Below are 19,027 nucleotides of genomic sequence, written 5' to 3' on the forward strand. Positions count from 1 at the left end.
TCGACGTGCACGTTTCCCCGATGCCGGGGCGGCGGCGGGCTCCTAGCGTTGGGCCGGAAGTGCTCGCAGCTCGACGAGGAGACGCCTGCCATGGCCTACATCGAAGGTTCCCACCACATCACGCTCTCGGTCGGCCGGGCGCAGGAGGACGTCGACTTCCACGTCAAGGTGCTGGGCATGCGGTTCATCAAGCGGACCGTGCTCTTCGACGGCTCGCTGCCGATCTACCACCTGTACTACGCGAACGCGAACGGCGATCCCTCCAGCGTGGTCACCACCTTCCCGTGGGCGCAGGCCGGGCTGTACGGCAAGCGCGGCACCAACCAGAGCCGCGAGGTGCTGCTGTCGGTGCCCGAGGGCAGCCTCGACCACTGGCACCGGCGGCTGACCGAGCACGACGTCGAGGTCCGCAACGTGGAGGTCTTCGGACGGCGGCGGCTGGCGTTCGAGCACCCGTGCGGCATCGAGTACGTGTTCGTCGCCAACGAAGGCGACGACCGGGTCGGCCACGCCGGTCACGGTGTCCCGCCGGAGTACGCGATCCACGGGCTGCACGGGCTCGGTGTCCACGTGCAGACCCCGGACCGGACGGTCGAGTTCGCCAACGACACCTTCTACGCCCAGTCCGAGCCGGCCGAGGAGGGCGACCGGATCGCGGTGCAGCTGGGCAAGCAGGCCCACGGCAACCACCTGGAGATCACCGTCAACCGCGCCGACGACCAGGGGACCTGGCACTACGGCGCCGGGACCCACCACCACTTCGCCTGGAACGCCGACACCCTGGAGAACCAGGACGAGCTGAAGTTCGAGGTCGAGGGCCGCGGCTACACCGACATCTCGGAGCTGAAGGACCGCAAGTACTTCAAGAGCGTCTACGTCCGCTCGCCGGCCGGAGCGCTGTTCGAGCTGGCGGTCACCCACGCCGACGGCGGCTGGGACTGCGACGAGTCGCCGCACGAGCTGGGCCGGCGCTTCCAGCTGCCGGAGCAGTTCGAGGACCGCCGCGAGGAACTGCTCGCCGCCCTCGAGCCGATCGACGGATGAACGCCCACCTCGAGCAGCGGGTCCTGACCTGGGGCCCGCCCTCGGCGCCGGTGGTGGTGCTCGCGGTGCACGGCCGCGGGCACCAGCCGGAGGCCATGCGCGAGCTGACCGGCCGGTTCGGCCCCCTGCCGGCCCGGTTCACCGCTCCGGCCGCGGCCGGGAGCAGCTGGTACCCCCTCCCGTTCCTCCAGCCACTGGCCGCCAACCAACCCCACCTCGACGAGGCTCTCGCGGCGACGGAGGCTCGCATCGACACGCTCCTCGCCACCGGAACGGCGCTGGGAGACGTGGTCCTGCTGGGGTTCTCGCAGGGAGCGTGCCTCCTGGCGCACTTGTTGTTGACCCGCCCCCGCCGGATCGGTGCGGCGGTGCTGCTGACGGGCGGGTTCATCGGCCCCGACCCGATCGAGCCACCGACGGGAGACGAGCTCGACGGCGTGCCGGTGCTGCTGCGGAGCATTTCGGAGGACCCGTGGGTCCCGGCCGGCCGGGTCTTGGAGACGGCCCACCTGTTCGAGGAGGCGGGCGCCCGGACCGACGTGGAGATCGAGCCGGGTGGAGAGCACATCGTGACGGACAAGGCCTGCCACGCGGCGGGCGAGCTCATCCGCAGCCTGCCCCACCCGGTGCGGTGAAGCGGCCGGGGCGGTCACGAGACGCTGAACTGCCCCGGCTCCGGATCCGGCTCCGCCAGGATCCACCCCGACGACCCCCGCCCCGCCCGCAGCTTCACCCGCGCCCCCACCGCCGCATCACCCAGCAACCGCCGGGGCACCGCGATCTCCAACACGTCACCGACCGCGGCCGCCAGCAGGTCGGCCTTGCCCTCCACCGGCGCCGAACCCGAGATCCGCAACCGCACCTCGTCGTGGCCGGGCAGCGCCGGGTGGGTGCGGCGGGCCTCGATCGTGCCGGTCAACGCGGTGAGGTTGTCCCTTACCTGCGACATCGTGCCTCCGTGAGCAGCTCGGCGAGCGTGCGGGCGATCGGCTGGCCGCCGCCGTCCTCGAAATAGCTGTACGCGGGCATCGGGTTGACCTCGAAACACACGTACTCGCCGTCCGGGCGGCGGCGCAGGTCGATCCCGCACAGGGCCAAGTCCAGCAGCTCCGCCAGCTCCACGCAGCCCTTGGCCACCGGGTCCGGCAACTCGGCCGCCGTGAGGTCCGCGCTCTGCCCCGACCGGCGCGCGTACCGGTAGTCCAGCGCCGGGCTGACGATCTCGGTCGGGAACACCGCCCCGCCCACGACGTGCACCCGGACGTCGACCCCCGGCACGTACTCCTGGAACTGCGTCGGCAGCGCCCGGACCAGCTCGAGCCGCGCGGCGGTGCGGTCGTCGAGCTCGGTGACGATCGAGCGGATCCCGCTCACGGACTTGAACACCACCCGCCCGTGCCGCTCGCGGAACGCCCTGACCTCGGCCGGGTCGTCGGTGACCAGGGTGTCCGGCACGGCGAACCCGGCCGCGGCGATCAGCCGCGCCTGGAACGGCTTGGACGTGTTCGAGTGCATCGCCGAGGGCCGGTTCACCACCAGCGCGTCGGTCAGGTCGAGCCATTCGACGAACGCCTCGTCGAACGCGGCCTCGTGGCTTCCGCCGGGCGGCAGCTCCAACGGCCGCGCGTAGACCGCCGTCACCTCGCCGAGGTCCAGGCGCTCGCCGCCGAGGACGACCGTGCCGACCGCGCCGTCCGGTCCGTACTGCACGGACAGGTCGTGGTGGCGCAGCGCCGTCTGGTCGATGAACCGGTGGTCCACGCCGAGCTCGGCGGTGGTCTCGGCGCAGCGGGTCAGCGGGGTGTCCTCGCCCCGGCCGTAGAAGAGGATCACGACGCCACCTCCACCAGGTAGCCCGCCACCACCGCCACGTCGGCGGGATCGTGCAGGGCAGGCCGCGGGTCCACAATAGACAACCGCACCGCGCCGGCCTCGCGGACGAACCGGAACTCCAGCAGCGGGCAGCCGGTGGCCCGGGCGACCTCGGCACAGCTTTCGCCGAACCGCCCGGCCTGGTCGCCGGCCACGTGCCGCCCGGCGACCAGGACCGAACCCACCGGAACCCGCTCCGGCGGCGGCGAATACCGGCCCGCGCGGGTACCGACCGTGTGTCCGGCGTGGACCACCGGCAGGCCCGCCCGGCGCGCCGCGAGCAGCCAGTACGGCAGGGCCGCCGGAGCCGCGGAACCGTTGCCGTTCACCGGGTTCACCACCGGGCAGGGCAGCCCGGCCAGCCAGCTGACGAACAGCGCGTGCAGCTCCATCGCCGCGTAGTCGCGGTCCCGGGCGCCGGCCCGCGCGAACCGCACCGGCGGGACCCCGTCGATCCGGGTGAGCACCGCGGACGGCGAACTCGGCACGCACCCGCCGTCGGCCAGCCGGATCTCCGTCGCGGTGGTGCCGTCCGGGGCGACGGTGTGCACCCAGCGTTTCGCCACGGCCAGCCGCCGCGGCGAGACGACGGTGACCGCGCAGGCGCCCCGGCGGGCGGCGACGGCCGAAGCCACCGCCGCCGCGCCGGAATCCCCGCCGCCGGCCAGGATCAGGACCGTCATGACCGCGGCGGCGAGTCGTATTCGCGCTTCGCCGCGGCGTCCCCGGCTTCCATGCGCTCGGCCGCCGACGTGGTCTCCCGGCCGTAGTCCGGTCCGCCGATCAGGTCCGGCCGCAGCTCCGCGCCGATGAACGGCTCGGCGGCCTGGCCCTCCAGCGCCGCCACGCGGGCGGCGAGGTCGGCCACGGCGGCCTCGAGGTCACCCTGCTCGCCGGGGGCGCGGCCGATCGGCGGCCACTCCTGTTCCTTGAGCTCCTTGAGGTGGTCCTTGCGGTCCTTGATCGGCTCCTTGAACTCCTTGCGGACGTCCTTGCGGTCCTTCCACGGTTCCTTCAGGTCCTTCGGGAGGTCCTTGCGGTCCTTTGGCCGGTCCTTGAGGTCCTTGAGCAGGCTCTTCCCGCACCGGACGGTCACCGACGCGGTCATCGTCGCCGCGGACGCCGAGATGCCGGTGACGGACACGCAGGTCTCGACGCCGGCGTAGGAGTCGGAGTTCGGGGTGGTCGTGTGCGAGAACGAGGTGGTGCCGGAGCTGCCCGGGTAGGGGTCGCCCGCGTCGCCGCGGTTGTGCTTGAGCTCCAGGTCGCGCCGGCCGTCGGCCTGCACCAGCCCGACCTTGTAGTGGTTTTCGTCGGTGTTGCCCGGCTGGGCGTCGTCGATGTGCCAGATCAGCAGGCCCTCGCCGGGCAGCCGGGCGTCGTAGCCGGTCTTCTGCCGGTTCTCGACCAGGAAGTACTCCGAGCCGGCCGCGCCGTCCTTCCACAGCCGCAGGACGTTGTGGCTCGTCTTGACGTCCGGGATGCTGACGGCTTGGTTGGTGGTCACGCCGGTGACCGAAACCCAGCCCTGGTTGGCCTTGCACCACGCCGACGGGTGCGCGGGGACGTCGCCGCCGCCGTTCCACGACCCACCCGCCATCAGGCACCAGTTGCCGATGCCCTCGGAGGTGTCGTCGACGTCGTAGAGGTCGGGGAACCCGAACAGCAGGTGCCCGAGCTCGTGGGCGCAGACGCCGAGTTTCGCGTCCTCGGGGATGGTCAGGTAGCCGTAGATCTTCGTCGTGTCGGCCTGGTAGGCGGCGGGCAGGACCCACTTGTGGGACCAGATGTCGCCGGGGCTGCCGGTTTCTTCGCCACCGCGGCCGGCGTGGACGATGACGAACGCGTCGACGAAACCGTTGCCGTCGTTGTCGTAGGGGCCGAAGTCCACCGCCGGGTCGGCGGCGACGGCGGCGTCGCGCGCCAGGTCGCGGGCGCGGGTGGTGCCGGTGGGGCGGCCGATGCCGAAGTTGCCGTTGGCGTACCAGGTGAGCGGCTGCGGCATCCGATAGGTGCCGACGACGTCGCCGTCGATGTCGACCAGCCCGTTGGTGACCTCGCGGTAGTACTCCTTGACGCTGCCGTTCGGCAGGACGCCGGTGGAGAAGAACAGGTCGTGGAAGTGCTGGGCGGTCGCGGTCAGCTGCTTGTCGGAGAAGTCCACCAGCACGACGATGACCCGGACGGTGCCACGCAGCGGCGCGCGTTCCATGGCGGCGTTGCGGATGACCGTCTCCGGCGTGCCCAGCGGGTATTCGTCGGGCGGGATGATCGTGCCGTCGTCCAGCCCGATCGCCCGCGGTTTCCGGACCGGGCCGACGTAGCCCGCGAGCGTTTCCGGCGCCTCGCTCCGCAGGCGGTCGAGGTCTTCCTTGAGCCGATCCGCCAGATCGGGGTGGGGCGCGACGAAGCAGTGTTCCGGTGTTCCCATGACTTGGCCCTCCTCGTGACCGCTGGTACGCCCTCCCGTGCGCCGGACCGGACGGCGGAATACATCGGACGCGGCCGAAGACGCCAAAAGTCATCGATTCGTGACGAAGAGGTCCGAAAACGGCGGAATTCACCGGACATCGGGGTGGGCGGACATTAATCGACCGTTCTCGGACCAGTGGTTGTTCCGCCGGAGCCGCAGGTGCTATACCGGCTGCAGCCTGGTGTCGCGACGGTGCGGTGCCACTAGCGAGCGGAGTCTCTGGTGGCGAACCGTGCGTTGCGCTCAGCCGTCCTGGTGGCCGCCCTCACCGCGCCGCTGCTCCTGCCGGGGGCCGCGACGGCGACGTCGTGGCGGCCGCTGACCATCGAGACGGTCTCCAACCCGCGGCCCGCGCTCGTCAGCGGCGGGCAGGTCCTGGTCAGGATCACCCCGGCGGACGGGCGGGTCACCGTCAGCGCGAACGGCCACGACGTGACCTCGAGCTTCCGCGCCCAGCCGGACGGCAGCCTGCTGGGCCTGGTGACGGGCCTGCGCGACGGCGTCAACGAGCTCAGGGCCGGTGCCGCCGGCCGGCGGGCGGACCTGCGCGTCACCAACCACCCGATCACCGGGCCGGTCTTCTCCGGCGCTCGGCAACACCCGTTCTACTGCGAGACCACGGAGTTCGGCCTGCCCGCGGCGACGCCGCCGCTGTGCAGCGCGCCGACCCAGGTGAGCTACCAGTACCGGACCACCGCGGGGACCTTCGCGCCGCTGGCGGACCCGGCGACCCGGCCCGCGGACCTCGCGACGGCCACCGTCGGCGGACACGCGGTGCCGTACGTGGTCCGCCTCGAGCGCGGCACCATCGACCGCGCCGTCTACGAGATCGCCGCGCTCTACGACGGCCCGCCCTCACCCGTCGCGCCGGACGCCGGCTGGAACGGGAAGCTGGTCTACACCTTCGGCGGCGGCTGCAACGCGGGCTACCACCAGGGCACCTCGACCGGCGGGGTGGTCAACGACCTGTTCCTGGCCCGGGGCTACGCGGTCGCGTCCTCGACGCTGAACGTGCTGGACACCAACTGCAGCCCGATCATCTCGGCCGAAGCGGCGATGATGGTCAAGGAGCACTTCGCCGAGACCTACGGCCCGATCGCGCACACCATCGGCTGGGGTGGCTCGGGCGGGGCGATCCAGCAGTACGACATCGCGGAGAACTACCCCGGCATCGTCGACGGGATCATCCCCGGCGTCTCGTTCCCGGACCCGCTGAGCACGGGCGGCCCGGTGTCGGACTGCCGCCTGCTGGAGCGGTACTTCGCCGGACCGGGTGCCTCGTTCACCGCGGCGCAGAAGCAGGCCGTCGCGGGCTTCGCCAGCTACGACACCTGCGTCTCCTGGGACAAGACCTTCGCCAGCCGCGCGACGGCGACCGGCAGCTGCAACGCGGCCATCCCGGTGCCGGCGCGGTGGGATCCGGTCACCAACCCGGGCGGGGTGAAGTGCAATTCGAACGAGCAGCTGGTCAACCAGCTCGGCCGGGATCCGCGGACCGGGTTCGTGCGCAGCCCCCTGGACACCACCGGCGTGCAGTACGGGCTGGCCGCTTTGACGGCCGGGACGATCACCGCCGCGCAGTTCGCCGACCTCAACGCCGGCATCGGCGGCCTCGACCACACGGGAGCGCCCGTGCCGCAGCGGATCGCCGCCGACCCGAAGGCGCTGGCCACGGTGTACGCCGAGGACATCGTGAACTCCGGCTCGCAGGGCCTGCGCGAGACGCCGATCATCGACCAGCGCACCGACCTCGACTTCGCCGGGTTCGGCAACGACATCCACACCACCGAGTGGTCCTACGTGATGCGGCAGCGGCTGCTGCGGGCCAACGGCACCGCGGCCAACCAGGTCATCATCGAAAACCACGCCACCGCGGCCGAAGCGGCGGCCGCCGGCGGCTACGAGCTCGACGCCATGGACCGCTGGCTCACCGCGATCGACGCCGACCGCTCGCACCGGAGCCGTCAGCAGAAAGTCCTGGCGAACCGCCCGGCCGACCTCGCCGACGGCTGCTACCTCTCGCCGACGGAGCGGATCACCGAGCCGCTGACGTACCCGGCGACCGGCCGGTGCGGCGCGCTGTACCCGGTGGCGGCCGACACCCGGATGGTCGCGGGGGAGAGCCTGGCGCTCGACGTGCTGAAGTGCCGCCTGCAGCCGCTGGACTTCCGCGACTACCCGGTCACCTTCACCGCGGCGGAACGCAAGCGGCTGCGGGCGGCGTTCCCGGACGGCGTGTGCGACTACAGCCGCCCGGGCGTGGGCCAGCGGGCCCCGATCGGAACCTGGCTGAGCTACGGCGACGAACGGACCGGCACCACCCCGCCGACCAAACCGCGGTGATCGCGGCCCGGCCGACGGGGGGCAGGGAAGAAGGCCGGTTTCACAGCAGCTTGTCGAGGGTGATGGGGAGGTCGTAGACCCGCTTGCCGGTCGCGTGGTGGACCGCGTTCGCGATCGCTCCCGCGACGCCGGTGATGCCCACCTCGCCCACGCCGATCAGCCCGAGCGGCATCGTCGGGTCCGGGTCGTCGAGGTAGCTGACGTCGATCGGCGGGATGTCGGCGTGCACCGGGACGTGGTACTCGGCGAGGCTCGGGTTCATGATGCGGCCCGTGCGCGGGTCGACCAGGGTCTCCTCGGCCAGTGCCATGCCGATGCCCATCACGATCCCGCCGCGCAGCTGGCTGGCCGCGGTCTTCGCGTTGATCACCCGGCCGACGTCGAACACCCCGACCCACCGCGACACGCGCACCTCGCCGGTGTCCGGGTCGACGCGCACCTCGCAGAACTGGGCTCCGCATGCGGCCTTCATCCAGCGTCGCTGGTCGCGGAGGAACTTCGCCATGAACTTCACCTGCCCGGCGACCCGGCCGAACCGGGTGTCGGAGCCGACGGCGGCCTCGACCGACGGCACGCCGGCCTTGGCCAGGATCGCCGCCGGGCTCATCCCGGCCGCGTCCGAGCGTTTCGCCAGTGCGTCCAGTTCCTTCTTCAGCTTCGCGCACGCGGCCAGCAGGCTGTTGGCGATGCTCGCCGTCTGCATGGATCCACCCGCCCCGGGGCTCACCGGCAGCGTGGAGTCGCCGTACTCGACCCGGACCGCGTCGAACGGCACGCCGAGCGCGTCGGCGGCGATCTGCGCCTGCGCCGTCGCGCCGCCCATGCCCATCTCCTGGAAGCCGCAGCGCACCAGGACGGTGCCGTCGACCGAAAGCCGGACCGTGACGCTGGCCGTGAACTGCCAGGACGGGTGGTACGCCGACGCGACGCCCATCCCGACCAGCCACCGCCCGTCGCGCATCGATCCCGGCTCCGGTGTCCGGTCGGCCCAGCCGAACCGTTCGGCGCCCTGTGCGTAGGCCTCGCGCAGCATCCGGTGGGCGAACTTCTTGCCGTCGATGGGGTTGACCGCCGGCTCGTTCCGCATCCGCAGCTCGATCGGGTCGACGCCGACCCGGTAGGCGAGCTCGTCGATCGAGGCTTCCAGCGCGTAGGTCCCGATCGACTCACCGGGCGCGCGCATCGAGGTGTTCGGGATCAGGTCCAGCTCGACGAGGTTCTGCTGGACGAGGATGTTCTCGGCGGCGTAGAGGTGCTTCGACTGCGACGTCACCTGTTCGGGTCCGCCGCCGACCCGGCCGGTGCGCGTCACGCTGGTGTGGATGAGCGCGGTCAGCCTGCCGTCGGGGCCGGCGCCGAGGGCGACGCGCTGGGTGGACGGCGTGCGGCCGCCGACCGTGCGGTAGACGCCTTCGCGGGTGAGCATCAGCCGGACCGGCCGTCCGGTCGCGCGGGCCGCCAGCGCGGCGAGGATGGTGCCGGGCCAGACCATGCCCTTGCCGCCGAAGCCGCCGCCGACGAAGGGGGCGATCACCCGCACGTTCGCGGCCGGGACGCCGAAGCGGATGGCGAGGTGCGTGCGGAGCCAGTCGATGTTCTGGGTGCCGTCGTGGATGGTCAGCCGGTCGCCGTCCCAGGCCGCGGTGGTCGCGTGCGGCTCGATGGCGTTGTGGTGGTGCGTCGGCGTGGTGAACCGCAGGTCGAGTGCCACCGGGGCCGCGGCGAGTGCGGCTTCGGCGTCCCCCTTCTTCGCCGTGCCGGACATGATCAGGTTGCTCTTCTGCGGCTTGGCGTTCTGCTCCTCGGCCGCGAAGTCCACAGTGGACGGCAAGGGTCCGTAGGTGACGGTGACCAGGCCGGCGGCTTCGCGCGCGGCCTCGAGGGTGTCGGCGACGACGACCGCGACCGGCTGGCCGTCCCAGTGCACCTGGTCGGTGTTGAGGTAGTCGACCGACGTGCCGGAGACCAGGGTGGCGAGGTTGAGCGGGCTCACCTTCGGGGCCGGGTTCAGCGGGGGAGCGTTCAGGTGGGTGAGGACCGCGACGACGCCGGGGACGGCGGCCGCGGCCTCGGTGCCGATCGCGGTGATCCGGCCGCGGCTGACCGTCGAGTGCACCAGTGCCGCGTGCGCCAGGTCGGGGAGGGCGTACTCGGCCGAGAAGCGGGCGGCGCCGGTGGTCTTGGCCGTGCCGTCGACCCGGTCGATCGGACGGCCGACGGCGGGGCCGGTGCCGGTCTCCGTGGCGGGCAGGGTCGTGGTCATGCCGCACTCCCGTCGGTGAGCAGGCGGCGCAGCGTCGCGACGATCGTGCGCTGGGCCAGCTCGATCTTGAAGGTGTTGTCCGGACGGCCCACCGCGGGCGCGAGCTCGGCCGCGGCCGCCCGGCGGAAGGACTCTTCGGTCGCCGGTGCGCCGAGCAGGATCCGTTCGGCTTCGCGGGCGCGCCACGGTTTCGCGGCGACGCCACCCAGTGCCAGCCGGACGTCGGTCACGACGCCGTCTTCGGTCTCCATCGCCGCCGCGACGGAGACGAGGGCGAAGGCGTAGGACGCGCGGTCGCGCACCTTGCGGTAGCGGGAGTGCGCGGCCACCGGCAGGGCGGGCAGCTCGACCGCGGTGATCAGCTCGTCCGCGGCCAGCGCGGTCTCGACCTGCGGGGTGGTGCCGGGCAGGCGGTGCAGTTCGGCCAGCGGGAGGCGCCGGACGCCGCGGGCGCTCTCGACCTCGACCTCCGCGTCGAGCGCGGCCAGCGCGACGGCCATGTCGGAGGGGTGGGTGGCGATGCAGTGGTCGCTGACCCCGAGGACGCCGGCGTTGCGGGCGAACCCGCCGATCGCGGCGCAGCCGCTGCCCGGGGTGCGCTTGTTGCACGCGGCCGCTTCGTCGTAGAAGTACAGGCACCGGGTCCGCTGCAGGAGGTTGCCGCCGACGGTCGCCATGTTGCGCAGCTGCGCCGAAGCGCCGTTGAGGACGGCCTGGGCGAGCACCGGGTAGCGAGTCCGGACGAGGGGGTGGGCCGCCAGCCGGCTGTTGCGGACGAGCGCGCCGATCCGCAGGCCGCCGCCGGGCAGCTCGTCGATCCCGGTCAGCGGCAACCGGGTGATGTCGACGACCACGTCGGGCTGCTCGATGCCCTCGCGCATCAGGTCGACGAGGTTCGTCCCGCCGCCGAGGAACTTCGCGTTCGGCTCGGTGGCGATCGCCCGGACGGCGGTCTCGACGTCGGGGGCGCTGAGGTAGGTGAACGTCCTCATCTCGCGATCTCCTGGATGGCGTGGACGATGCCGTTGTAGGCGCCGCAGCGGCACAGGTTGCCGCTCATGCGCTCCCGGATCTCCGTGTCGGTGAGTTCGCCGGCGGGGGCGGCGAGGTGTTCGGTGACCGCGCTGGGTGCGCCTTCCTTGTGTTCGGCCAGCATGCCGATGGCCGAGCAGATCTGGCCGGAGGTGCAGTAACCGCACTGGAAGCCGTCGTTGCGGACGAAAGCCCGCTGCAGCGGGTCGTCGACGCCTTCGATGGTGGTGATCTCGCGGCCGGTGTACTGCACGGCGAGCGCGAGGCAGGAGTTGATCCGCTCGCCGTCGGCGAGCACCGTGCACGCCCCGCAGGCGCCCTGGTCGCAGCCCTTCTTCGTACCGGTCAGCCCGAGCCGCTCGCGCAGCGCGTCCAGCAGGCTGACCTGTGGTGGGAGGTCGAGCAGCTCGTCGACCCCGTTGACCCGCAATCGCACCTCGACCACATGGACCCCTTCGCTCGTGGGAGTGCCCGCCAAGTTAACAGAACGCCATCCTCTTAACAAGAGAACGATGTTCTGTTAAGTGGACCGTATGATGGCTGAGAAATGTCTCAGTCGATGTTCATGCGGGCCAGGCGGCCCGAGCAGAAGGAGCAGCGGCGCACGGCCATCCTCGCGGCGGCCCGTGAGCTCGCGCTCGAATCCGGCGTGCGCAACGTGACCCTGGGCGGCGTGGCCACGGCCGTCGGGCTGGCCAAGTCCAACGTCACCCGCTACTTCGGCACCCGCGAGGAGATCTACCTCGAGCTGGCCGCCGAGTGCTGGCGCGAGTGGGCGGCCGAGGTCCCCCGCCGGCTCGCGGCCGGCGGAGACGTCGTCGACGTACTGGCCGAGACGCTCGCCGAGCGCACGCTGTTCTGCGACCTGATGGGCCACACCGCGACGTCGCTGGAGCACAACGTCTCGGTGGCCGCCGCGCGCGACTTCAAGCGCGTGGTGCTGGGCGCCGTCGCCGACCTCGGCGGGGTGGTCGCCCAGGCGCACCCGGCCCTGACCGAGGGCGAAGCGTTCGAGCTGGTCGCGGCGGCCGCCGGCCTGGCCGGAATGCTGTACCCGGCCGCGAACCCGCCACCGACGCTGCTCGAGGTCTACGCCCAGAACCCGGACCTCGCCGCGGCGTGCGTGCCACTGGCCCCGACGCTGAAGCGGGCGCTCGCCGCCCTGGCCGCCGGATTGCCGTCCCTGCGCTGAGGCCGGGGTGTGCCAGGCTGGAAGCGATCACCACCGCGAAAGGACCCCGATGCACCGGCTCACCGTGCTCTACCCGCCGCCCGCCGACGAAGCCCACTTCCGCGACTACTACGTCAGCAACCACCTGCCGCTGGTGGCGAAGCTGCCCGGCCTCGTGCGATCGAACTACTCCTTCGACGTAGCCGCCCGCGGCGGGGAGACCCGCTACTTCGCCGTGTTCCACGCCGACTTCGAGTCGGCCGAGGCGATGGCCGCCGCGCTGGGGTCCGAAGAGGGCAAGGCGGTGTCCGCGGACGTGCCGAACTACGCGACCGGCGGAGCCGAGGTCATCGACTACCCGCTCCGCTGAGCCCGGGGCCCGCCCCGGGCTGTCGTCAGCTGCACCAGGCGGTGAACGGGTGATCGGCCTGGTAGCGGAGGTTGACGGTGCGGGTGTTGGCCGGGAGTCTGATCGGGCCGGGCCGGTCGGGATCGAACACGAAGCCGCTGCCGACGGAGGTCACGCGTGACCCGGCGGAGTCGGTGGGGGTGTCGCCGATGGCCCAGACCTCGATCGCGGTGACCTTGCGGCCGAAATGGGAGGCGACGAACAGGCTGCCCATGCCGTTGCACGGGATCGAGATGTAGTCGTCGTCGGCGGCGGGAGCCAGCATGTCGAAACCTTCTTTCGAGGCCTTGGGTTTGGGGTCGGTGTCCACGCCGGGCCAGTGGTCGGCGACCGAGGAGATGTCGTAGCCGGGGGCGACGTTGGCGCGGTACTGCTTCGCGACGGCGCCGGCGGGGATCGCCGGATCACCGTCGAACCGGGCGATCCAGTAGTGGGGCTCGGCCACCCCCGCCGAGCGGAAGGCGCTGCGGACGGCCGGCCAGGTGGCGGTGTTGCAGTAGATCGTCGGATCGGCTCCGGCGGCGCGGCGCATCCGCACCCAGCCCGGGGCCTGCGCGGGCGTGGCGTCACCGGGTTCGACGTCGAGTACGTGCCCGGCGTTCGTCGTGGCTTTCTTGACGATCTGGACCTTCACCGCGTTCGGGAATCGCGCCCAGTCGGCGTCGGTCCAGGGTGCCAGCTTGATCCTGTCGATGTAGCCGGCGACCATGGCCGCGGTTGCGGGGATGTGCGCCGCCGTCACGGCGTCGTACATGGTGCGCATGCTTCCTCCGTCCGGAGTTCCGTGCCGGTCTTCATCGGACGGGAAGCCCCGGCACACGCCACACTCGCAGAGCGCGTCGACAATCCGTCGACACCGCGGCGACAGGATGGCCGGTCCGCCGGCGCTCGAGAGTGGACGGTCGTCCACCCGCTGCGCCGGGGCGGGTGGGCCTCTCCACAGTGGAATGGCGGGTGGATCCGGGCCGTCCGGCAGCATCAGACCCACGGAGCGGTGGCTCGGGGCGAGTGAGGACGGGGCCGTGATGCACGAATGGTTCGCGGTGCGGTGTGTCTTCCAATGGAACGAGGCTGGCCGCCGTCCGTACGAGGAACGGCTCACGATGTGGCGCGCGGCCGATATGGCGGGCGCGCTCGCCGCTGCCGAGGCGGAAGCCCGGGAGTACGCGGAGGCGATGGGGGCCACCTACCTCGGGCTGGCCCAGGGGTACGAGACCGGGCTGGTGGAGCTCGCCTCGGGGAGTGAGGTGTTTTCGCTGCTCCGTGACAGCCCGTTGCCGCCGGAGGAATACCTGGACCGCCACTTCGACACCGGCTCCGAGCACCAAAACACCACCTGACCTGAGGCCGCGTTCTCGCGCCGGCGCGGTAGCACGGTTTCGGCGGCATCCACGCGAAGCGGGCCAACGGCGCTCTGCCCGCCGTCCGCCGACGAAGCCCACTTCCGCTGGATAGTGAGCTATCCGGATCGCCGTATTACGGGACGGATTTCCCAGATAATTGCGGGACACTCGGACGGGTTGAAAAGGTTTACGAGCCGAGAAAGTGGGTTCCACCACGGCGTTCACTCGTCAAGGCGATCATGATCTTGTTCCGGTGGCAGGTCCGCCGGACCGTCGGTTAGCGTGACTCCCGGCCGGGGAAACGGCGCGCCACAAGCGCTTCGCCGACCGGCTTCCCCGAAGGCGTCCGATCAGGAAATCCGAAGAGCCTTCGTTTTCGAACCAGTCAGGTTGGCTGCTGAACCGGAGAAGGTCATGTCATTCGGAAATGGCGCTGTTTCGCGCTCGCCCCGGCCTGCTGCCGGGGTGCTGGCGGCCCTGCTGCTGGCCCTCGCCTGGGTGTGCCCGGTCGCGCAGGCCTACCCGGCGCGGGTGCAGGTGTTCGTGGCCAACAGCGGCTCCGACAACGTCACCGTCTACGACACCCGGATGCAGGAGGTGGTCGCCACCGTCCGGGTCGGGCACTCGCCGGTCGGGGTGGGCGCGGCGCCCGGCGGAGACCGGGTGTACGTCACCAACGAGCTCTCCGACACCGTGTCGGTGATCGACGCCCGCACGTATTCCACGCTGGCCACGGTTCCGGTGGGCCTGCACCCGTTCGGCGTCGCGGTGGCCGGCTCGCGCGCGTACGTGACGAACTTCGGGGCGGACACGGTTTCGGTGATCGACACCGGGACGAACACCGTCGTGCGGCAGATCCCGGTCGGCCGGTTCCCGCACAGCCCGGCCGCCAGTCCCGACGGGCGCCGGGTGTACGTGACCAACAACGGCGCGGCCACCGTGTCGGTGATCGACACGGGTACGGACCAGGTCGTGGCGACGCTGCCGGTCGGCCGCTTCCCGGCCGGCATCGCCACCAGCCCGGCCGGCGACCGCCTCTACGTGGCGGCGACCGGCGCGAACAGCGTGAACGCCATCAGCGCCACCGGCCCGACGCTGATGACGACCCAGCCGGTCGGCGAGGTCCCGATGGGGGTGGCGGTCACCCCGCGAGGCCAGGTGTACGTCGCCAACGCCGGATCCGACACGGTGTCGCTGCTGGGCCGCAACCCGCCGACATCGATCCCGGTCCAGGACGAGCCCGAAGGCGTCGCGGCAGCCCCGGACGCCAGCTACGTGTTCGTGACGAACTCGGCATCGGGCTCGATGTCGGTGATCGACATCGCGACGAACACGGTGGTGGCGACCATCCCGGTGGGCAGCGAACCGGAGGGGCTGGCCGTGACGTCCTGACCCTCCCGGCGGCGCGGGCCCGGAACGGTGCCTGTCCATCCACAGTGGAGTCCCTGGGCCGAAGGCGTACTAGCCCCAGCGCGTCGAGGCGTAGACGACGATGTTGTCCCGATAGGACCGTTTCGCCGCGTCGAAGCTGCCGCCGCAGGTGATGAGCCGCAGGGCGCTGCCCGGCGCCGGTCCGTACACCGCGTCGGTCGGGAACGCGTTCTTCGGATAGCGCTGGACGGCGTCCACGACGAACCGGGTCTCCTGGCCGTCCGAGCGCCCGACGAACACTTCGTCGCCGTCGCGCAGGTCGCGCAGCCGGAAGAACGGCGCCGGGCCGGACCGGGAGTCGACGTGCGCGGCGATCACCGCCGGCCCCGGGTCGCCCGGCACCGGACCGGCGGCGTACCAGCCGACGTCTTCGAAGCGCGCCGGTGCTTCGAGCTGGTGGTCCGCCCCCAGCCCGAGCGGCACGAGCGCCGGTGCGTCGACGCCGATCGCCGGGATCCGCAGCCGCACCGGACGGACCTCGGCCGCGGTGGGCAGCGGCTTCGGCCCGGTGGCCGTCTCCGCCGGGGTGGTCGCCGCCGAAGGTGGCGCCGCGGGCGGTGGAGCCGGGGCGCAGCCCGCCACCACCAGGACGGCGACGAGCAGCGCGCCGACGTCACCGCGCACGAGCCGCCCGGCGTCCCACGACGAGCGCGGCCAGCAGCCCGACCGCCGCGAAGGCCGGCCACAGCGGCGTCCCCGGCGGCGGAGCCGTGCCACCACCGCCGGTTTCGACGCCCAGCTTCGGCGGCTCGGGCAGCGATGCGCCGTCGGAGATCGGGTTCGCCTTCAGCACGCCGTTGTTCTCGAGGACGAACACGGTCGTCGAACTCCCGGCCTTGACGTCGACCTCGGGGGTGGTCTTCGCCGTCCCGCTGCGCAGCTGCAGCGGCCAGCGTCCCTGCGGCACGTCGACGTAGGGCGAGGTGAAGCCGTAGGGCGCGTCCTGGGCGAGCAGGACGCCCGGGCCGTCGACCGTGACCGGGGCGATCGCCGCCGACCCTTCGACGATCCGGAGCCGGCCCTTGCCCGCGGCGGGCGCGGTGAGGTCGTCGGTGACCAGGGTGCCCTTGAGCGTGCTGCCGGGTCCGTTGGCGAACACCAGCAGCGAGTAGGCGGACCGCTCGGCGATCTCGATCGTCGCCGAGAGCGCGGGCGGGGTGCCGGCCGCGGCGTCGGCGGGCCGCATCGACAGCGTGTACTTCCCGGGGTCGAGCGAGGAGTACGGCGTGACGGCGCCGTAGCCCGCCTTGCGGATGACGACCTTCTCGGCCTGGCCGAACGGCGCGAAGGAGATGTCCACCGGCGGGACCTTGGGGGAGAGGTGACCGACCCGGATCCAGCCGACGCCCGGGCCGGGGGCGGTCACCGCCTCGGCCGTGACCGGCGTCAGCGCGACGAGCAGGAGGGCGGCGGCGGCCGCCCCGCCGGGTCTGAGCAGGAGCTGGGGGAGGGTGCGCATCGGAGGGCCTCTTTCACCGGATCAGGGAGAGGAGAACGGGACGAGCAGTCCCGGGGGTGCGAACAGCAGGTAGGTGACGAGCACGCCGTCGCCGGTCCGGACGACCGACGAGGGGCGGAACGGGTCGCGCTGGCCGGTGTAGAACGCGGCCGCGCCGTCTTCGCCGCCGGTGAGCAGCACCCGGCGGCGGGGTTGCCCGGCGGGGTCTTCGCCGGGGACTTCGGGGAACGCCGCGACCCGGACCGGCTGCAGCGCCGCGAGCGCGGCGATCGTCGCGATCAGCCGGGAGTCGACGCGGCCCGCGCGCAGCGGGACGACGGCGTCCGGGGTGAAGGTGATCCGGGCCGACGCCTGGAGGGCCTCGCCCGCGCGGGCGCGAGCCGACGTTTCCGACGGCGCCGCCGGGTCGGCGGGCGGCAGCCCGAGGCGCGAGACGGTGACGCGGCCCTCCCCGGTCCCGAACACCGCGGTCGCGCCGGAGCCGTCGAAAGCCGCGTCGAGAGCGGGGTAGCGGTCCCGCAGACCGGTCTCGTCGGCGGCGAAGACGGCCCACTCGGCGGGCGGGCAGCCCGTCGCGCACGCGGCGGCCGCGACGAGCGCGCCGGTCGGCCAGCCCGCCTTCGCGAGCTCGGCCCAGGCACCGTCGTCGACCAGCACGCGGGCGCCGGAACCGTTGGCCCGCAGCCAGTCCCGCGCCTCGGCCAGCGGGCCGCCCCGGTCGGCCGCGGGCCGCTGCGCGGGGTAGCCGTACCCCCAGCCGACGGCGACCACCGCGACGAGCACGACCGCGGCGACCGCGGTCCCGCGCCGCCCTTCCCAGCGGTGGGAAGGGCGGCGCTGCCGCGTCACGGCCTGCACTACTCCGGCCAGCAGCAGCGGCGTCACCGGCAGCAGCAGCGCGAGCACGGCGGTGTCCGGCACGCCGGGGACGAGCAGGGCCGCGACGAGCAGCAGTCCGGACACCGCGAACGGCCGCAGCGCGGCCACGGCCGGTGCGGCCACCAGCGCGACGGTCGACAGCACCGCCCAGGCCGGGTCGAGCGCGACCCAGTCGGCGACCGAGGGACGGCCCGAAGCCGCCAGCTGCGGCCGCAGGAGCCCCGCCGCCGGGCCGAACGCGATGCCGAGCCCGAGGTTGAGCAGCACCGCCACGAGCGCGGCCCGCACGGGCGAGCGGCGCACCAGCAGCCAGCCGGCCGCGGGCAGGAAGACCAGCGCCAACGGCGAAGTGAGCACGGCCGCCAGCAGGCAGACCGCGGCCGGCACGTCGTGCCGGATCCGGGCGTCGGGCCGGGTGAGCAGCACCAGCGCACCCAGCGCCCACACCGCCGCCAGGTGTTCGACGACGACCAGCCGCTGCAGGCCGAGCGCCAGCGGGGACGCCGCGAGCAGCAGCACCGCGGCCGCCGCCGCCCAGCGCGTCAGGCCGAGCCGCCGGGCCAGGACCCACAGCAGCAGCGCGCCGAGCACGGCGACGAGGAGCATCGTTTCCCGGACCGCCACCAGCGCCGTGACCGAGCGCCCGAAGGCGTCCGAGACCGTGGCGCAGGCCGAAAGCTGCCACCAGCCGAACGGGCTGACCCCGGCGCCGCCCGCGTCGGTGAACGCCGTGAAGTGCCGGAGCGCGACGGCGTGCGCGACGTTCGCCGCTTCCGCGGGCAGGGCCGGTGTCGGCGCGGCGAGGTAGAGCACCCGCAGGGCGCCGGCCAGCGCCAGCAGCGCGAGCACGACGTCGAGCGACAGCAACCGGTGCGCGGCCACCGGTCCGGAGAGCGTCGTTTCCCGGCTGTGCTGGGCCATTGGACGGATCGTAGCCGCTCCCGATCACCCGTCCAGCTCAGGACGGTCACGTCAGCCGGTCGGCCCAATGGCCGGAAAAGCGTTGTCCCGCAAGATTTTTTCCGCCTGTCCGGAGTGGATCCGGAGACCGCACGGGCCGACGCGATCCCGTCTTCGCGGACCCCCGTCGGCCGGCGGCGCAACGCTTCGCGCAGGTCGGCGACGTACGGCCGGGCCGCATCGGCCGGCCGGTGGCGGGGTGAGGCCAGTTGGCCGATTTCGAACAGCCGCAGCCCGAGCCGCACCGCATCCCCCTCGTGGGTGAGGAAGGCGCGTACGGCCCGACGGCGGCCGGCTCCGCATCTCGACGTGGGTGGGGGGGGGGCCCCCGGGGGGGGGCCCGGCCCC

General features: G+C 72.6%; 18 protein-coding genes and 1 pseudogene. 7 read left to right on the forward strand and 12 right to left on the reverse strand.

Annotated features, from left to right (window positions below):
* The first annotated feature begins 90 nt into the window (after positions 1–90).
* Together ABZX11_RS37945 and ABZX11_RS37950 are read left to right on the forward strand one after the other, a co-directional pair.
* On the forward strand, positions 91–1,044 hold the full coding sequence (locus ABZX11_RS37945) for a VOC family protein (RefSeq protein ID WP_354922651.1): 954 nt from the start codon (positions 91–93) through the stop codon (positions 1,042–1,044).
* Positions 1,041–1,679: a phospholipase gene (locus tag ABZX11_RS37950; RefSeq protein WP_354922654.1), complete on the forward strand. Its 639-nt coding sequence runs from the start codon at positions 1,041–1,043 to the stop codon at positions 1,677–1,679. The genes ABZX11_RS37945 and ABZX11_RS37950 overlap by 4 nt, the downstream gene beginning before the upstream one ends.
* A 14-nt stretch (positions 1,680–1,693) precedes the next feature.
* Here the strand turns inward: ABZX11_RS37950 and ABZX11_RS37955 are convergent, their stop codons facing one another.
* Genes ABZX11_RS37955 through ABZX11_RS37970 form a run of 4 tightly spaced genes read right to left on the reverse strand, consistent with a single transcriptional unit; the run spans position 1,694 to position 5,347 of the window.
* The gene (locus ABZX11_RS37955; RefSeq protein ID WP_354922657.1) at positions 1,694–1,993 is read right to left on the reverse strand and encodes a hypothetical protein; all 300 of its coding nucleotides are present in this window, start codon (positions 1,991–1,993) and stop codon (positions 1,694–1,696) included.
* Complete coding sequence (locus tag ABZX11_RS37960; protein WP_354922660.1) at positions 1,981–2,877, reverse strand: RimK domain-containing protein ATP-grasp; 897 nt, start codon at positions 2,875–2,877, stop codon at positions 1,981–1,983. Before ABZX11_RS37960 ends, ABZX11_RS37955 begins: the two co-directional genes overlap by 13 nt.
* The gene (locus tag ABZX11_RS37965; protein WP_354922663.1) at positions 2,874–3,599 is read right to left on the reverse strand and encodes a hypothetical protein; all 726 of its coding nucleotides are present in this window, start codon (positions 3,597–3,599) and stop codon (positions 2,874–2,876) included. The genes ABZX11_RS37960 and ABZX11_RS37965 overlap by 4 nt, the downstream gene beginning before the upstream one ends.
* On the reverse strand, positions 3,596–5,347 hold the full coding sequence (locus ABZX11_RS37970; protein WP_354922666.1) for a M6 family metalloprotease domain-containing protein: 1,752 nt from the start codon (positions 5,345–5,347) through the stop codon (positions 3,596–3,598). The genes ABZX11_RS37965 and ABZX11_RS37970 overlap by 4 nt, the downstream gene beginning before the upstream one ends.
* A 264-nt stretch (positions 5,348–5,611) precedes the next feature.
* Between ABZX11_RS37970 and ABZX11_RS37975 the strand changes: the two genes are divergently transcribed.
* Entirely contained in the window at positions 5,612–7,732 is a 2,121-nt protein-coding gene (locus ABZX11_RS37975) for a DUF6351 family protein (RefSeq protein ID WP_354922669.1), read from the forward strand.
* 40 nt (positions 7,733–7,772) lie between these two features.
* Here ABZX11_RS37975 and ABZX11_RS37980 read toward each other — a convergent pair whose 3' ends face one another.
* The 3 genes from ABZX11_RS37980 to ABZX11_RS37990 are packed head-to-tail and all read right to left on the reverse strand — an operon-like array spanning position 7,773 to position 11,472.
* Positions 7,773–9,995, reverse strand: coding sequence for a xanthine dehydrogenase family protein molybdopterin-binding subunit (locus tag ABZX11_RS37980; protein WP_354922672.1), 2,223 nt, complete (start codon positions 9,993–9,995; stop codon positions 7,773–7,775).
* Entirely contained in the window at positions 9,992–10,987 is a 996-nt protein-coding gene (locus ABZX11_RS37985) for a xanthine dehydrogenase family protein subunit M (RefSeq protein ID WP_354922675.1), read from the reverse strand. Before ABZX11_RS37985 ends, ABZX11_RS37980 begins: the two co-directional genes overlap by 4 nt.
* Entirely contained in the window at positions 10,984–11,472 is a 489-nt protein-coding gene (locus ABZX11_RS37990) for a 2Fe-2S iron-sulfur cluster-binding protein (RefSeq protein WP_354922678.1), read from the reverse strand. The genes ABZX11_RS37985 and ABZX11_RS37990 overlap by 4 nt, the downstream gene beginning before the upstream one ends.
* A gap of 102 nt (positions 11,473–11,574) precedes the next feature.
* Here ABZX11_RS37990 and ABZX11_RS37995 point away from each other — a divergent pair, with 102 nt between their 5' ends.
* Both ABZX11_RS37995 and ABZX11_RS38000 read left to right on the forward strand, forming a co-directional pair.
* On the forward strand, positions 11,575–12,219 hold the full coding sequence (locus ABZX11_RS37995; protein WP_254896614.1) for a TetR family transcriptional regulator: 645 nt from the start codon (positions 11,575–11,577) through the stop codon (positions 12,217–12,219).
* A 49-nt stretch (positions 12,220–12,268) separates the two neighbouring features.
* Positions 12,269–12,568, forward strand: coding sequence for an EthD family reductase (locus tag ABZX11_RS38000; protein WP_354922681.1), 300 nt, complete (start codon positions 12,269–12,271; stop codon positions 12,566–12,568).
* Between the two features lie 25 nt (positions 12,569–12,593).
* Here the strand turns inward: ABZX11_RS38000 and ABZX11_RS38005 are convergent, their stop codons facing one another.
* Positions 12,594–13,370 (reverse strand): hypothetical protein, encoded by a 777-nt coding sequence (locus ABZX11_RS38005; protein ID WP_176169585.1) that lies wholly within the window; start codon positions 13,368–13,370, stop codon positions 12,594–12,596.
* A 259-nt stretch (positions 13,371–13,629) separates the two neighbouring features.
* On the opposite strand from ABZX11_RS38005, the gene ABZX11_RS38010 reads away from it, so the two are divergent.
* Entirely contained in the window at positions 13,630–13,947 is a 318-nt protein-coding gene (locus ABZX11_RS38010; protein ID WP_354922684.1) for a hypothetical protein, read from the forward strand.
* A 417-nt stretch (positions 13,948–14,364) separates the two neighbouring features.
* The gene (locus ABZX11_RS38015; RefSeq protein WP_354922687.1) at positions 14,365–15,342 is read left to right on the forward strand and encodes a YncE family protein; all 978 of its coding nucleotides are present in this window, start codon (positions 14,365–14,367) and stop codon (positions 15,340–15,342) included.
* 69 nt (positions 15,343–15,411) lie between these two features.
* Here the strand turns inward: ABZX11_RS38015 and ABZX11_RS38020 are convergent, their stop codons facing one another.
* From ABZX11_RS38020 to ABZX11_RS38035, 4 genes and pseudogenes are all read right to left on the reverse strand, one after another.
* Entirely contained in the window at positions 15,412–16,005 is a 594-nt protein-coding gene (locus ABZX11_RS38020) for a class F sortase (RefSeq protein WP_354922690.1), read from the reverse strand.
* A complete protein-coding gene (locus ABZX11_RS38025) occupies positions 15,995–16,840 on the reverse strand; it encodes a DUF4397 domain-containing protein (RefSeq protein ID WP_354922693.1) in 846 nt (281 codons plus the stop codon). Before ABZX11_RS38025 ends, ABZX11_RS38020 begins: the two co-directional genes overlap by 11 nt.
* Positions 16,841–16,861: 21 nt before the next feature.
* Complete coding sequence (locus tag ABZX11_RS38030; protein WP_354922696.1) at positions 16,862–18,640, reverse strand: glycosyl transferase; 1,779 nt, start codon at positions 18,638–18,640, stop codon at positions 16,862–16,864.
* 176 nt (positions 18,641–18,816) lie between these two features.
* A pseudogene (locus tag ABZX11_RS38035) lies at positions 18,817–18,936 on the reverse strand (IclR family transcriptional regulator); the annotation flags it as partial.
* Positions 18,937–19,027: the final 91 nt, after the last annotated feature.

The organism is Amycolatopsis sp. NPDC004169, assembly GCF_040610315.1.
In the GTDB taxonomy this organism is placed as follows: Bacteria; Actinomycetota; Actinomycetes; order Mycobacteriales; family Pseudonocardiaceae; genus Amycolatopsis.

Bases quoted from the DNA above. Each gene is read 5' to 3' on its own strand.
- ABZX11_RS37955 (WP_354922657.1), bottom strand. From the start codon at position 1,993: ATGTCGCAGGTAAGGGACAACCTCACCGCGTTGACCGGCACGATCGAG.
- ABZX11_RS38025 (WP_354922693.1), bottom strand. From the start codon at position 16,840: ATGCGCACCCTCCCCCAGCTCCTGCTCAGACCCGGCGGGGCGGCCGCC.
- ABZX11_RS37965 (WP_354922663.1), bottom strand. From the start codon at position 3,599: ATGACGGTCCTGATCCTGGCCGGCGGCGGGGATTCCGGCGCGGCGGCG.
- ABZX11_RS38030 (WP_354922696.1), bottom strand. From the start codon at position 18,640: ATGGCCCAGCACAGCCGGGAAACGACGCTCTCCGGACCGGTGGCCGCG.
- ABZX11_RS38000 (WP_354922681.1), top strand. From the start codon at position 12,269: ATGCACCGGCTCACCGTGCTCTACCCGCCGCCCGCCGACGAAGCCCAC.
- ABZX11_RS38015 (WP_354922687.1), top strand. From the start codon at position 14,365: ATGTCATTCGGAAATGGCGCTGTTTCGCGCTCGCCCCGGCCTGCTGCC.
- ABZX11_RS37950 (WP_354922654.1), top strand. From the start codon at position 1,041: ATGAACGCCCACCTCGAGCAGCGGGTCCTGACCTGGGGCCCGCCCTCG.
- ABZX11_RS37995 (WP_254896614.1), top strand. From the start codon at position 11,575: ATGTCTCAGTCGATGTTCATGCGGGCCAGGCGGCCCGAGCAGAAGGAG.
- ABZX11_RS37970 (WP_354922666.1), bottom strand. From the start codon at position 5,347: ATGGGAACACCGGAACACTGCTTCGTCGCGCCCCACCCCGATCTGGCG.
- ABZX11_RS37985 (WP_354922675.1), bottom strand. From the start codon at position 10,987: ATGAGGACGTTCACCTACCTCAGCGCCCCCGACGTCGAGACCGCCGTC.
- ABZX11_RS38005 (WP_176169585.1), bottom strand. From the start codon at position 13,370: ATGCGCACCATGTACGACGCCGTGACGGCGGCGCACATCCCCGCAACC.
- ABZX11_RS37980 (WP_354922672.1), bottom strand. From the start codon at position 9,995: ATGACCACGACCCTGCCCGCCACGGAGACCGGCACCGGCCCCGCCGTC.
- ABZX11_RS37945 (WP_354922651.1), top strand. From the start codon at position 91: ATGGCCTACATCGAAGGTTCCCACCACATCACGCTCTCGGTCGGCCGG.